The sequence below is a fragment of the Xanthomonas axonopodis genome, from assembly GCF_001304695.1.
GTDB lineage: Bacteria > Pseudomonadota > Gammaproteobacteria > Xanthomonadales > Xanthomonadaceae > Xanthomonas > Xanthomonas axonopodis.
Genome location: NZ_JFAQ01000109.1, coordinates 1 through 12,522, shown reverse-complemented (window position 1 = coordinate 12,522; position 12,522 = coordinate 1). Strand labels below are relative to the sequence as shown.

The window sequence follows — 12,522 nt, the reverse complement described above, 5'->3', positions numbered from 1 at the left end:
TTGATCAGCGTTGCCTTAATCCAGTGCCGCGTCTGACAGCGCGGACAGATGCACTTTGCTGCATCGCACCACCTGCAGGTCCGGCCAGTGCGCAGTATCGGCGTATCACGGGCCTCTGGCGGCGCTCGCTTGCCAGGCACGTCGAACACAGGCCAAGGGTGAGCTGGCTGTCAAACAACTGTCATACCACCGGCATAGCGTGACCGGCTCGCCGATGCACCATTGCCATCGTTGATCGTTGCCTTTGCCTGGAGTCTCGATGTCCCCTTCCCCCGACCCCTCCCGTCGCCGCCTGATGCAATTGCTGGCGGCCGTCCCCCTATTGCCGCTTGGCAACGCCGGCGCTGCCGCCCTGCAACAACTTGGCGGTGCGGCATGGGCCGCGCGCCCGCTGCGACCATCGGAGAACCCGACCCGCCTGGTCTCGGCGACCTTCCACGGCATGCCGGCGCCGAGCCTGGCCGACCCGGCGGCAATGGCCACCACCACGGTCGGTTCGGCCCTCAGCGTGACGCGCAGCGACGGCAGCACGCAGCGCTATGCGCTGGCCTACCACCCGTTCTTCATCACCGGCGATCAAGTGCCGGACGGCAACGGTGGCACCGTGCTGGCGGGCGGGTATTACGACATCCAGCATCGCCCGATCATCGACCGCTCCAAGCCCGGTGCCGAGCGTCCGTTCTTTTCCGATTGCCCGGATGGCTCCTCGCTCCTGACCCTGCCCAATGCCAAGGTGCCAGGCGTCAAGGGCAACCACGTGTTCGCAGTGGTGCAGTTCGAATACACCACCCGCGACCAGGCCGGCAACGACACCAACCGTCACCTGCCCGCGCCGATCGCCGTGTTGACGCTGGATCAGGACCCGGCCACCGGCAAGCTGTCGCTGGTGAAGTACCACAACGTCGACACCGCACCGGTCCATGGGCTGTGGACTACCTGCGGCGCCAGCCTGTCGCCGTGGAACACCCACCTGTCCAGCGAAGAGTACGAGCCCGATGCCACGGCATTGGCCGGCAACACGCAGTTCCGCAGCTACAGCACGCATCTGTACGGCGACCCGGACAAAGCCAACCCTTACCACTATGGCCACCTGCCGGAAATCACCGTGCATCCGGACGGCACCGGCAGCGTGCGCAAGCACTACTGCCTGGGCCGCATCTCGCACGAGCTGGTGCAGGTGATGCCCGACCAACGCACCGTGCTGATGGGCGACGACGCGACCAACGGCGGGCTCTTCATGTTCATTGCCGATCGCAAGGCGGATCTCTCCGCCGGCACCTTGTATGTCGGCAAGTGGCACCAGACCTCGGGCATCGGCCCGGGTGCGGCCACATTGCGCTGGATCAAGCTCGACCACGCCACCAGTGCCGAGATCCAGGCCATGGCCGACCGCCTCACCGCCGCCGACATCCTCGACGTGCACCTGAGCGACCCGGGCGATGCCAGCTTCACCAAGATTCCGTTCAACGGCACCTTCAACTGGATCCGAATCAAGCCCGGCATGGAGAAGGCCGCCACGTATCTGGAAACCCACCGCTATGCCGCGATGGCCGGCGGCAGCCTGGGCTTTACCAAGCTCGAAGGCACCACCGTCAACGCGCGCGACAAGGTGGCCTACATGGCGATGTCCTACATCGTCACCAGCATGCTCAACGGCTCGGGCGATGTGAAAGTACAGGGTCCGGAAGCCGGCGCGGTATATGCCTTGAACCTGCGCGGCGGCCAGCGCGACAGCCAAGGCGCCCCGATCCACAGCGATTGGGTGCCGATCGACATGGCCGCTCCGGCAGCCCTCACCGGCCACAACCTGGCCAAGGCCGATGCGCTCGGCAATCTGGCCGACCCGGAACGGATCGCCAACCCGGACAACCTCAAGTTCTCCGAATCGCTGCGCACCTTGTTCATCGGCGAAGACAGCAGCCTGCACGTCAACAATTTCCTGTGGGCCTACAACGTGGACAGCGGCACGCTGACGCGCGTGCTGTCGGTGCCGGCAGGCGCCGAATCGACCGGTCTGCATGCGGTCGACGAGATCCACGGCTGGACTTATGTGATGAGCAACTTCCAGCATCCCGGCGACTGGGAAAGCCCCTTGCACGACACCGTCAAGGCCACGCTAGACCCGCTGGTCCGCACCAACTACAAGGACCGCTTCGGTGGCGCGGTGGGTTATCTCACCGGTGATCCTGTGGCGGTGCAGTTGAGCAGGGCGTAAAAGCCGCCGTTTCCCGTTGCAGCGCTGCGTGACCTGCGGCTGACATGCGCAGCGTCGCGTTCTCGCTGCTGTCGCATACGGGCAGGAGCGCACCTGGGCGCGAGCAGCGTTGCCGGCATGGCCTGTCGCGCCCGGGTACGCTCCTACGGCAAGGTCGATGGGTGTCTGGCCGCGTCGGTGAGAGACGGATCAGACGCAAGTGCCTGAGCGCGCGGCTCAGGACTGCCGCAACTCCAGCGCCGCCATCAACGATGGGCTTGGCCCAATCGGGCACCTGCGCCAGTTCGTCCGGCGTTTGCGGGTAGTGCAGGCCGCTGCGGTCCAGCTCCAGCACCAGCAAGGGCGATGCCTGACCCGCAGCGTCGGCCGGTGCGCTGTTGTCGTAGACATGCAGCACTGCCAGATGCGGTAGCAACGCAATCAGGTTGGCACGCGAGGCGTCGTAACGCTCGCGGATCTTGTGCTCGGGAATGGCATGACCGCCGGCCGCAACCCGCGCCGCGACGCGCTCGATGTGCAGATCCACCGTCGCCAACCCGCAAAACCAGACCGCTACCGTGTGCTGCGCGCAGGCCTCCCGCAGCAGGCGCGGAATGGTCGTTGCGGCCAGCGTGGTTTCGAATGCGAAATCGCTGCCATCGGCCATCGCCTGGCGCAGCCGCCGTACGCCTTCCTGCCAAGCCTGCGCGTTCGCTTCTGCAGGCGCCCAGCCCTGCTCCACCAAGTCCCTGGTGAAGGCGTCCGGGTTGAACCAGGTGGCGCCGTCCTCCTGCAGAAAACGCCCCAGCAACGAACTCTTGGCCGCGCCATTGACGCCGGCCAGCACCAGAAGATTGCCCATTGCTTACAGCGACGGGCCCAGGGCGACCTTGCGGCCGCGGCGTGCCGGCGTGGCGATCGCCTTGGCCAGGCCCGCACCCTCGGTCGCTGCCGCAAGATGCGCATCGAACTTCGCCTGCAATGCCTGCAGCGACTGCGCGCGCGCCGCGCTCGCCGTTGCCGCACTTGCCTCACTGACCAGACGCCGATACTCCTCGGCATCCACCACCACCGCTTCGGGATGATTGTGGTTGGTGATGACCACTGCCCCGTGCGAGCGCACCTTGCGCATCAAGCTGGGCCAGCCCTTCACCTTGATGTCGGCAGCGGGCGATTTTTCGAGTTCGGGCAGATCCTGGAAGCGCGACATCGGAAGTCCGGGGCGGAGTGTTCGCAATGAGCCTACTCTCAAATTCCCAATTTAGGAAATTTATCTATTTTGGCCGCAACCCGGCCGGTCATGTTGGCCAAAACGCAAAAGGGGCCCGAAGACCCCATTTTTTGAAGCGCGATGCGCAACTGCTCAGCCGCGCAACTTGCTCAGAAGCTCGCGCGTCACCGGGTCGGCCACCTTGGCCGATTCGCCCTTCAGCGCCGGCAGCAACTGGCTTGCCAGCTGCTTGCCCAGCTCCACGCCGAACTGGTCGAACGCATTGATGCCCCACATCACCGATTGCACGTAGACGCTGTGCTCGTACATCGAGATCAGCGCACCTAGTGCCTGCGGGGTGAGCGCATCGAGCAGGATCACCGTGCTCGGGCGGCCGCCCGGGTAGCTGCGATGCGGGTCGCTGCTGTCCTGGCCGTTGGCCAGCGCCTCGGTCTGCGCCAGCACGTTGGCCATCAGCGCGACATGGTTTTCCGCATAAGGGTCGTCGTTGTGCACGGTGCCGATGAAATCGGCCGGCACCACGCTGGTGCCCTGATGCAGTGCCTGGAAGAAGCTGTGCTGCACATCGGTGCCCGCACCGCCCCACCACACCGCTACGGTGTCGCTGTCCACCGCCGAGCCGTCGAGCTTGACGCGCTTGCCCAGGCTCTCCATCACCAACTGCTGCAGGTACGCCGGCAGCAGCGCCAGGCGCTGGTCGTAGGTCATCACCGCGTGCGTGGCGCTACCGAGCAGGTTGCGGTTCCACACTACCGTCAGGCCGTGCAACACCGCGACGTTTTCTTCCAGCGGCGTGTTGAGCACATGCGCATCGAACTGCGCGGCACCTTCCAGCAATTGTTCGAAGCAGTCGAAGCCAGTGGCCAGTGCAATCGGGAAACCCACTGCCGACCACAACGAGTATCGCCCACCGACCCAATCCCACATCGGCAGCACATGACCCGGGGCGATATCGAAGGCCTTGGCGGCACGCTCGGGATTGGCACTGACTGCGTACAACCGCTCGCTGCCACCCAGCCAGGCATGCAGGATGCTGCCGTTGAGGAGGGTTTCCTGGGTGCCGAAGGTCTTGGAAATCAGGATACCAGCGGTGCGTGCCGGGTCCAGCGTGGCCAGCGTGCGCTGCATGGCGGCGCCGTCCACGTTGGAAACGAAATGCACGCGGAAGCGCGTACCGGACGGCGCGCGCAACGCGTCGGCCACCAGACGCGGGCCCAGATCCGACCCGCCGATGCCGACACTGACGATGTCGGTGACCTCGGTGCCTTCCAGCTGCTGGATCAACGCGCCCATGCGCTGGCGCACTTGCGCAGCGGTGGCATACGCCTCCGATGCCACCGGCGCATCGGTCAAATCGCCGCGCAAGGCGGTATGCAAGGCCGCCCGCTGTTCGGTGACATTGACCTGCTCGCCACGGAACAAACGCTGGAACGCACCGGCCAGATCGCGCTCGCGCGCGATGGCGAACAGCGCGTCGAGCGCGGCGCGGTCGTATTTTTGCCGCGCGAAATTGAAATACAACGGACCGACTTGCCTGGCGTATTGCGTCGGCCGTTCCGGCTCGGCGCCAAACAATGCGGGGATGGCAGCGCCGCGCAGGCGCTGGGCGTGGGCGTGAAGCGCGTCGAATCCGTTGGTCTGTGTCATGCGGCCTGCGTGGGAATGCTGTGGTTGGTGTGGGAGATCGCGTTGTGCGCGTTCACATATACCAGATTGGGCTTGAAGGTCTTGGCTTCGTCTTCGCTCATGCTGGCGAACGCCGCCACGATGATCAGATCGCCCACCTGCACGTGACGCGCAGCGCCGCCGTTGAGCGACATGATGCCGCTGCCGTCTTCGGCGCGGATGGCATAGGTGCTGAAACGCGCACCGTTGGTGACGTCCCAGATATGGACCTGTTCGAATTCGCGGATGCCGGTCGCTTCCAGCAGCAGGCCGTCGATGGCGATCGAGCCTTCGTAGTTGAGCTCGGAGTGGGTGACGGTGGCGCGGTGGATCTTGGCTTTCAGCAGGGACAGATGCATGGACGGAAGGCAACAACAAAAGGAAAGGCGGCATTTTAGCGGAAAGCGCCCGCCCCCAACGGATTGCACAGCGGCCAGTGGTGAGGGCTTCAGGCCCGCGCCTGGCAATGCGCACGGGCACGGGCGCGGGCTCGCTGGCGCTGCCAGCTGAGCTCAGACGCCGCGCATGCAGCGTGTGTCCCGCTCAGAATTCCAGGTTGTCGATCAAGCGGGTATTGCCCAGGCGGGCTGCGATCAAGGCCACGCGCGCGCCGGTGTGACTGTCGCCCGGCTCGCTGAGGTCGGGCAGCCGCACGACCGCGTAATCGACCCGGAATCCGGCCTGTTCCAGCGTGTGGCTGGCCGTCTCTTCCACCTGCACGCGCGGCGTGCCGGCGGCATAGCTGTCGCGCATCTGCAGCAGCACCTGTCGGATCTTGGTCGAGGTGGGGCGCTCTTCGGCCGACAGATACTGGTTGCGCGAGCTCATCGCCAGGCCATCGGCCTCGCGCACGATGCTGCCGCCCAAAATTTCGATCGGAAACGCCAGGTCCGCCACCATCTGCCGGATCACCGCCAACTGCTGGTAATCCTTCTTGCCGAAGGCGGCCACGTCAGGCTGCACCTGGTTGAATAAGCGCGCCACTACAGTGCACACGCCATCGAAATGCCCTGGCCGGCACTCGCCTTCCAGCACATCGCTGACGCCTGGCGCGTGGATCGGTGTGGCCAGCGCGGTGCCGAGCGGGTACATGGTGTCCACGTCCGGCAGCCACAGTGCATCGCAGCCGGCGTCTTCCAGGCCGCGCAGGTCGGCCTCGGGCGTGCGCGGGTAGCGCGCAAAATCTTCATTCGGGCCGAACTGGGTCGGGTTGACGAACACGCTGGACACCACACGGTCGGCGTACTGACGCGCCAGCATCACCAGCGAGTAATGCCCGGCGTGCAAGTTGCCCATGGTGGGCACCAGCGCCACGCGCAGGCCCTCGCGCTTCCAGCCGTTGACCAGGGCACGCAGTGCGGAAAGATCGGTCAGGGTCTGGATCATGCGGCGTACGCGTGCTCTGCATCGGGGAAGCTGCCATCGCGCACGGCCTGCGCGTAGGCGCGCACCGCGCCGGCCACCGAGCCGCCTTCGGCCAGGAAATCCTTGACGAACTTGGGCCGGCGGTGACCGCTGTCCAAGCCCAGCATGTCGTGCATCACCAGCACCTGGCCGTCGCAACCGGGGCCGGCACCGATGCCGATGGTGGGAACGCTGAGGTCGGCGCTGATCTGCGTGGCGATCGGCGTCGGCACGCATTCCAGCACCACCAGGCTGGCACCGGCATCGACCACGGCCTGTGCGTCACGACGCAGCTGCTCGCCAGCTTCGCCGCGGCCCTGCACCTTATAGCCACCGAAGCGCAGCACCGATTGCGGGGTCAGGCCCAGGTGGGAGCAAACCGGGATCTCGCGCTCGACCAGGTAACGGATGACCTCCAGCTTGTGCCCGGCGCCTTCGATCTTGACCATCTCCGCGCCGGCCTGCAGCAGCTGAGTGGCAGCGTCGAGTGCACGCTCAGGGGTGGCGTCGGCCTGGAACGACAGGTCGGCCACCAGCAAGGCACGATCGAGCGCACGGGCCACCGAGGCGGTGTGGTAGACCATGTCGGCGGTGGTCACCGGCAAGGTGGAATCGTGCCCCTGCACGACCATGCCGAGCGAATCGCCGACCAGGATCAGATCCACGCCATTGGCGTCGAAGGTCCGCGCGAAACCGGCGTCGTACGCGGTCAACATGACCAGTTTTCGACCCTCGCGCTTGGCCTGCGCCAAGGCGGGCACGGTCCAGGGCTTGCTGTCGGCGTGGCTGCTCATGAAGTCATTACGTGGGGTGATAAGCCGGCCATTATCTACCCAATCGGCTCCAGCCCGCAGGTATCGATGGCGTGCAGGGCGCGTCGTACTGTTCCATGCCCCGGAATGATCGCCTCCGGCGCCAGCTCCGACAGCGGCAGCAGGGCAAAGGCGCGCGTGTGCAGATGCGGGTGCGGCACCTGCAGCTGCGACAGGTCGATCACTTGCTCGGCGTACAGCAGCAGGTCCAGGTCCAGCGTGCGCGGGCCCCAGCGCTCGCCGGCGCGACGCTCGCGGCCGAACGCCTGTTCGATGCCGAGCAAGGCCTCCAGCAGCGGCAGCGGCGCAAGATCGGTGCGCAGCTGGGCCACCGCATTGATGAAATTGGGCTGGTCTTCGCGGCCCCAGGCCGGCGTGCGATACAAACGCGAAGCGGCGATCAGGGTGGTCTGCGGCACGGCGCCAAGCGCGGCGATGGCCGCGCGCACGCTGGCCTCGGCCTGACCCCGGTTGGCACCCAGGCCGACAAAGGCGGTGTGCATGCCCTACTCGCCTGCGGGCGCGCCGGTCCGACGGCGGCGGCGGCGACGCTTGCGCGGTGCGCCCTCGTCGCCGTCGCCGTCGTGGTCGTGGTCGTGGTCGGCCTGCGCCGATTCGATCGCATCCACCAACTCCTGGCCGGACGATTTCTGCGCCTCGCGCCAGAACTCCACATCGGCCGCGTGATCGGGCGATGCGAACTGACGCAGCACCAGAAAATCGAACGCCGCGCGGAAGCGCGGATGCGACAAGGTACGGAATACCCGCTTGCGCTGACGCGAGGAGAAGCGCGTCTGCAGCAACCAGATTTCCTGCATCGGCAGCGAAAAACGGCGCGGCAACGCGACACGCTCCAACTGATGCAAGGTGACGCGATCGGCCGCACGGCGCTGCGCGTCTTCCGGTTGCACGCCTTGTGCCTGCAGACCCATCAAGGTGCGGCAAAACGCCGGCCACAGCAGCAACGCAAACAGGAAGGCCTGCGAGACTGGCTCATCGTTGGCCACGCGTGCATCGGTATTGCGCAGGCCTTCCAGCACCATGGCGCGCAACGCGCCACTGCGATTGGACTTCAATGCCGCCGCGCTTTCGGGAAACAGCGCGCCGAGCAAGCCATAGCGCTCCAGGCCTTCGAAACTGGCCACGCCGTGCCCGGAAAGGAACAGCTTGAGAATTTCTTCGAACAACCGCGCAGGCGCAGCTTCGGACAGCAGCCCGGCCAGACGCGGAATGGGTTCGGCGGTGCCGGCTTCGATGTCGAAATTCAACTTGGCCGCCAGACGCACCGCGCGCAGCATGCGCACCGGGTCTTCCTGGTAGCGCAGCTCGGGGGCGCCGATCAACTTCATCAGGCGCGCCTGCACGTCTTCGAAGCCGCCGCAGTAATCGCGCACCGAGAAATCCTCGATGGCGTAATACAACGCGTTGCAGGTGAAGTCGCGGCGGATCGCGTCGTCTTCGATGGTGCCGTAAACGTTGTCGCGCACCAGCCGCCCGTTATCGAGTTCGCGGTCGCCGCTGCCATCGTCGACGTTGGCGCGGAAGGTGGCCACTTCGATGATTTCGCGACCGAACACGACATGTGCCAGACGGAAACGGCGGCCGATCAGACGACAGTTGCGGAACAGCGCCTTGACCTCTTCCGGCGTCGCGTCGGTAGCCACGTCGAAATCCTTCGGGTGGCCGCCGACCAGCAGGTCGCGCACCGCGCCGCCGACCAGATAGGCGCCAAAGCCCGATTCGCGCAGGCGGTACAACACGCGCAACGCGTTGGGGCTGATGTCCTTGCGCGAGATGGTGTGCTGGTCGCGTGGAATGACGCGCAGCGTGAACGGAGATGTAACTGAGGGTTCGATGATGGCGCTTCCGTCTTGTGTTGCAGGATTGCCCAACGGCTATTACCGCACTATACTAACTTGCTGCACAAGACGTGACAAAAGCGCTCCCTTCGTCTAATGGTTAGGACGTGGCCCTCTCAAGGCTAAAACAGGGGTTCGAGTCCCCTAGGGAGCACCACGATCCGTCTGACTGCTAAACGCCAGAGCCCCGCAATGCGGGGCTTTTGCGTTGTGGCGCAAGCACGACGTCGCAGGTGCATTGGACTGCGCGCCATCGGGCCAGCCGCGACCATCTCCGCCTCCAATCCTGACCTGGTCGGGAGCGCCGGGTCCAGGAAGTAGTCGAGGCTGGTTGCCGCCGGCACGGCACCGGATTCCATCTGACGCCTGCGATGCGGCGGCGCTCTTTTGGGATGCAATACGGCCACGCCCCTCAACGCGTCGCAGCCAACACGCGTGCAGATTCGCAGGCATCGCAGGGCAAGCGTTAGAGGATGTCGATCTCAGGGACGTATCTCAGATCAGCCACATTGGCACAAAGAGAACCGACCTCATCGCAGCGCGCTCGGCGGTGTGCGTTCGCTGCACAGTGATGGGAGTCGACGTGCTTTGCCTGTGCACCATGCGTGCCGACCGCCTCGGGAATTTGCAGTGCATCGCGTCTGCTCACATGGTTGTCGGGCCAGGCACCGCGTCATCGCTGTCGGTTTCGGCAACGGCGTCGTGGGCATGCAGGCTTTCCAGATGGCGTACTGCTACATGAAAGACCATGTAGTGCGCTGCCAGCTGCCTGCGCAGGCGCCGCGCCGCATCTTCGACATACATCAGGTTTGCGCCATTCAAACGCGCAAATGCCTGTTCATCTGGTCGCCGCACTGCTGCCTGCACCGGCGTTGCCAACGCCTGCTCGCACAGGCCGACCAGTTGCTGGACGGCGAAGCGCTGCACATCGGCGGGCAGCTCAACGCGTACCTGCGCCACACTGCGTTGGCTATGCGGCGTGGCGTAGGAACCGTGGTCCTGCAGCCATTGCACAACATCGTGCAGCGGCAGCACATCACGCCCGGCATGTTGCTGCACGAATGCATCGCTCAGCAGCTGCCGCGACAACGCTGCCGAACAGGGGCAGGTAGAGGCGTACAACACCTCCACCTGGAGCTGGATCGATGTGCGCCCTGCCCCGCATTGCGCGGCGATGTGCACCGGATAGGCACGCCAGCCACTCAGTCCCTCACTGCGCAACGCCGGCGTGCGTAACATCAGTTCGAAGCTCAGCGTCAGCCGAGCAGCGCGGCTCGCGCAATCGGCATGACTGTCGATCAGCGCCTGCAATAACTGCGAGAGCATGGCCGGCGACAATGGCTGCTGCAGATGCGTATCCAGCAGGCGGTACAGCCGCGACATGTGGATGCCTTTCAGCTCTGCCCGCGGCAGATCGACCTGCACGCTGGCGCGCGCGGCAAGCTGGCTGCCACCGGTCTCCAACTGCACGAGAATGGCGATGTCCTGCATGCCCACCCATCGCAGGGGCGCGCTCAGCGTGGATGGTTCGGTCACAGCAACATCGGGAAGCGTAGCGGACATCGGGGTCTCGTCGAAGATAAAGGTGACGACCGCGCCTCAGGCGCGGCCAGGAAACGCAGCGAAGTAGTCGTCGATTCCCGCATGCAATGTCTGCGCGAGTTCGTCCTGATGCGTATCGCTGCAAAGGCGGCTGCAATCGTCGCGATTGCTCATGAAGCCGGTTTCCACCAGCAGCGATGGAATGTCCGGCGACTTCAACACCGCAAAGCCGGCCTGTCCCACCTGGTCTTGATGCAGGCGCGTCACCTGCTGCAGGCGCTTCAACATCAATGTGCCCAATGCCAGACTGCTGGCGATGGTGCCGCTCAGCGACAGATCGGCCAGCACCTGCGACAACACCGGATTGCTCGGCACCCGCAGCCGGCGCGCGGCATCGCCCATGTCGTCGGCAGCGTTTTCGCTATCGGCGATCCAACGCGCCAGTGCGGAGCTGGCGCCAGTCTGCGACAGCGCAAACACCGAGGCGCCGCGCGCCTGGCGCGTTGGTGCGGCATCGGCATGGATGGAGACGAACAGGTCCGCGTTGTGGCGATGTGCGACCAACACGCGCTCGTGGAGCGGCACGAAGCGGTCATCGCTACGGATCATGGTCGGCCGGTAGCGCGTATCGGCCGCCAGGCGCTGATGCAGCCGCCCGGCCACCGCCATGGCGACATGCTTTTCGTAACGCGCGTCGGCACTGACCGCGCCCGGATCCTTGCCGCCGTGGCCGGCATCGATGGCGACGATATAGGGATGCAGGCGCGAGCGGGCGGGCGCTCCTGGCGCTGTCTCGGCAGCATGGTCGCTGACGGCCAGGGCCGCGCCACCGGGCATGGCGGCAAGCTCCAGCACCAGTCCACTGCCATCCCAGCGCATGTTGACCGAACAGGGCTGCTGCAGATCCAGCACGACGCGCAGACCATCCAGATGCGGCGCGCTGCGTATGCGGGTTACCGCAGTGCCGGCGGGCATCGGATCGATAGGAGGCGACTGCGGCGACACGCCAGAAAGATCGATGACCACACGCTCAGGATCGGACAACCTGAAGCTGCGGTAGGCCACCTGCGCACCCAGCTCCAGCCGCAGACGAAGCAAGTCGCCCTGCTGCTGCACGCGGCATCCCCGCAAGGCCGGGAGCCCCTGCGCAGCCCCGACCGTCGGCGCAAGCATCAATGCAACAGCTCCACCCTGTAATAGGTGCCGACGCTTCATCACGCCCTGTCCTCACAACTCAAGCAATCGACCCGCCACAGCAAACGGCAGCGCAGAGCGCGGTGCGATTCCGGATAAAAGCTACACCACAGGAGAAGGCAGGACACGGGAGGCAGACTGCGCGGTGAGGATAAAGTGTTATAAAGTAACATTTATTCACCAAAAGCAAGCCTGTCACTGTCGTCCTGCGCACCCGCGTTCATCTCCTCGTCCAGAAGCCGGCCATGTCCCGACATCTCCCCGAGACCTATGACGCCTGGCGCCGCTGCATTGAGATCGACTGCGCCCAGTCCCTGACAGCAACCTTCATTGCCCAGCGCCTCAGCGCTCCAAGACCCTGCCGATCACCACACCCAGCAGTTCCTGCGTCGCTGGGGCACGTGCATCTGATAAGCCCAGGCTTTCCTAGACATCTCAAGGCCATGGAAAATGGCTAATTCGGAGGTGTCCATGAGCAGTAAGCGGTATACAGATGAGTTCAAGGTCGAGGCGGTCCGCCAAGTGACCGATCGCGGGTTCAAAGTGGCAGAAGTCGCCGAGCGCCTGGGTGTTACCACGCACAGCCTGTACGCCTGGCTGCGCAAGTTCGGCAAGCCCGGC

At 65.2% G+C, this 12,522-nt stretch carries 11 protein-coding genes, 1 tRNA gene and 1 pseudogene; 3 read left to right on the top strand and 10 right to left on the bottom strand.

The window, feature by feature from the left end; all coding sequences use genetic code 11:
• Window positions 1-259 precede the first annotated feature (259 nt).
• Window positions 260-2,215 (top strand): PhoX family protein, encoded by a 1,956-nt coding sequence (locus XAXN_RS11100; protein ID WP_054319592.1) that lies wholly within the window; start codon window positions 260-262, stop codon window positions 2,213-2,215.
• Between the two features lie 216 nt (window positions 2,216-2,431).
• On the opposite strand, the pseudogene XAXN_RS21245 reads toward XAXN_RS11100, so the two are convergent.
• The 8 genes and pseudogenes from XAXN_RS21245 to pcnB form a co-directional block, all read right to left on the bottom strand.
• Window positions 2,432-3,056, bottom strand: a pseudogene (locus XAXN_RS21245) (ATPase).
• 3 nt (window positions 3,057-3,059) lie between these two features.
• Complete coding sequence (locus XAXN_RS11090; protein WP_042822164.1) at window positions 3,060-3,404, bottom strand: type II toxin-antitoxin system prevent-host-death family antitoxin; 345 nt, start codon at window positions 3,402-3,404, stop codon at window positions 3,060-3,062.
• A gap of 153 nt (window positions 3,405-3,557) precedes the next feature.
• Entirely contained in the window at window positions 3,558-5,072 is a 1,515-nt protein-coding gene (gene pgi, locus XAXN_RS11085; RefSeq protein ID WP_054319591.1) for a glucose-6-phosphate isomerase, read from the bottom strand.
• Window positions 5,069-5,449, bottom strand: coding sequence for an aspartate 1-decarboxylase (gene panD, locus XAXN_RS11080; RefSeq protein WP_003481969.1), 381 nt, complete (start codon window positions 5,447-5,449; stop codon window positions 5,069-5,071). Before panD ends, pgi begins: the two co-directional genes overlap by 4 nt.
• A gap of 184 nt (window positions 5,450-5,633) precedes the next feature.
• Window positions 5,634-6,476, bottom strand: a complete 843-nt coding sequence (gene panC / locus XAXN_RS11075; RefSeq protein WP_054319590.1) for a pantoate--beta-alanine ligase — start codon at window positions 6,474-6,476, stop codon at window positions 5,634-5,636.
• Window positions 6,473-7,288, bottom strand: coding sequence for a 3-methyl-2-oxobutanoate hydroxymethyltransferase (gene panB / locus XAXN_RS11070; RefSeq protein ID WP_054319589.1), 816 nt, complete (start codon window positions 7,286-7,288; stop codon window positions 6,473-6,475). The genes panC and panB overlap by 4 nt, the downstream gene beginning before the upstream one ends.
• Before the next feature lie 35 nt (window positions 7,289-7,323).
• Window positions 7,324-7,809, bottom strand: a complete 486-nt coding sequence (gene folK / locus XAXN_RS11065; RefSeq protein ID WP_054319588.1) for a 2-amino-4-hydroxy-6-hydroxymethyldihydropteridine diphosphokinase — start codon at window positions 7,807-7,809, stop codon at window positions 7,324-7,326.
• Window positions 7,810-7,812: 3 nt separating this feature from the next.
• Entirely contained in the window at window positions 7,813-9,198 is a 1,386-nt protein-coding gene (pcnB, locus tag XAXN_RS11060) for a polynucleotide adenylyltransferase PcnB (protein WP_054319587.1), read from the bottom strand.
• 49 nt (window positions 9,199-9,247) lie between these two features.
• Between pcnB and XAXN_RS11055 the strand changes: the two genes are divergently transcribed.
• Window positions 9,248-9,322, top strand: a tRNA-Glu gene (locus XAXN_RS11055).
• 488 nt (window positions 9,323-9,810) lie between these two features.
• Here the strand turns inward: XAXN_RS11055 and folE2 are convergent.
• Complete coding sequence (folE2, locus tag XAXN_RS11050; RefSeq protein ID WP_054319586.1) at window positions 9,811-10,728, bottom strand: GTP cyclohydrolase FolE2; 918 nt, start codon at window positions 10,726-10,728, stop codon at window positions 9,811-9,813.
• A gap of 36 nt (window positions 10,729-10,764) precedes the next feature.
• Window positions 10,765-11,922 carry an N-acetylmuramoyl-L-alanine amidase gene (locus XAXN_RS11045; RefSeq protein ID WP_054319585.1) on the bottom strand — a complete coding sequence of 386 codons (1,158 nt, stop codon included), beginning with the start codon at window positions 11,920-11,922 and terminating at the stop codon, window positions 10,765-10,767.
• A gap of 450 nt (window positions 11,923-12,372) precedes the next feature.
• Between XAXN_RS11045 and XAXN_RS11040 the strand changes: the two genes are divergently transcribed.
• Window positions 12,373-12,522: transposase (locus XAXN_RS11040; RefSeq protein ID WP_167694782.1), on the top strand; the 150-nt coding region annotated here is incomplete at its 3' end.

Bases quoted from the DNA above. Each gene is read 5' to 3' on its own strand.
- XAXN_RS11100 (WP_054319592.1), top strand. From the start codon at position 260: ATGTCCCCTTCCCCCGACCCCTCCCGTCGCCGCCTGATGCAATTGCTG.
- XAXN_RS11090 (WP_042822164.1), bottom strand. From the start codon at position 3,404: ATGTCGCGCTTCCAGGATCTGCCCGAACTCGAAAAATCGCCCGCTGCC.
- pgi (WP_054319591.1), bottom strand. From the start codon at position 5,072: ATGACACAGACCAACGGATTCGACGCGCTTCACGCCCACGCCCAGCGC.
- panD (WP_003481969.1), bottom strand. From the start codon at position 5,449: ATGCATCTGTCCCTGCTGAAAGCCAAGATCCACCGCGCCACCGTCACC.
- panC (WP_054319590.1), bottom strand. From the start codon at position 6,476: ATGATCCAGACCCTGACCGATCTTTCCGCACTGCGTGCCCTGGTCAAC.
- panB (WP_054319589.1), bottom strand. From the start codon at position 7,288: ATGAGCAGCCACGCCGACAGCAAGCCCTGGACCGTGCCCGCCTTGGCG.
- folK (WP_054319588.1), bottom strand. From the start codon at position 7,809: ATGCACACCGCCTTTGTCGGCCTGGGTGCCAACCGGGGTCAGGCCGAG.
- folE2 (WP_054319586.1), bottom strand. From the start codon at position 10,728: ATGTCCGCTACGCTTCCCGATGTTGCTGTGACCGAACCATCCACGCTG.
- XAXN_RS11045 (WP_054319585.1), bottom strand. From the start codon at position 11,922: ATGAAGCGTCGGCACCTATTACAGGGTGGAGCTGTTGCATTGATGCTT.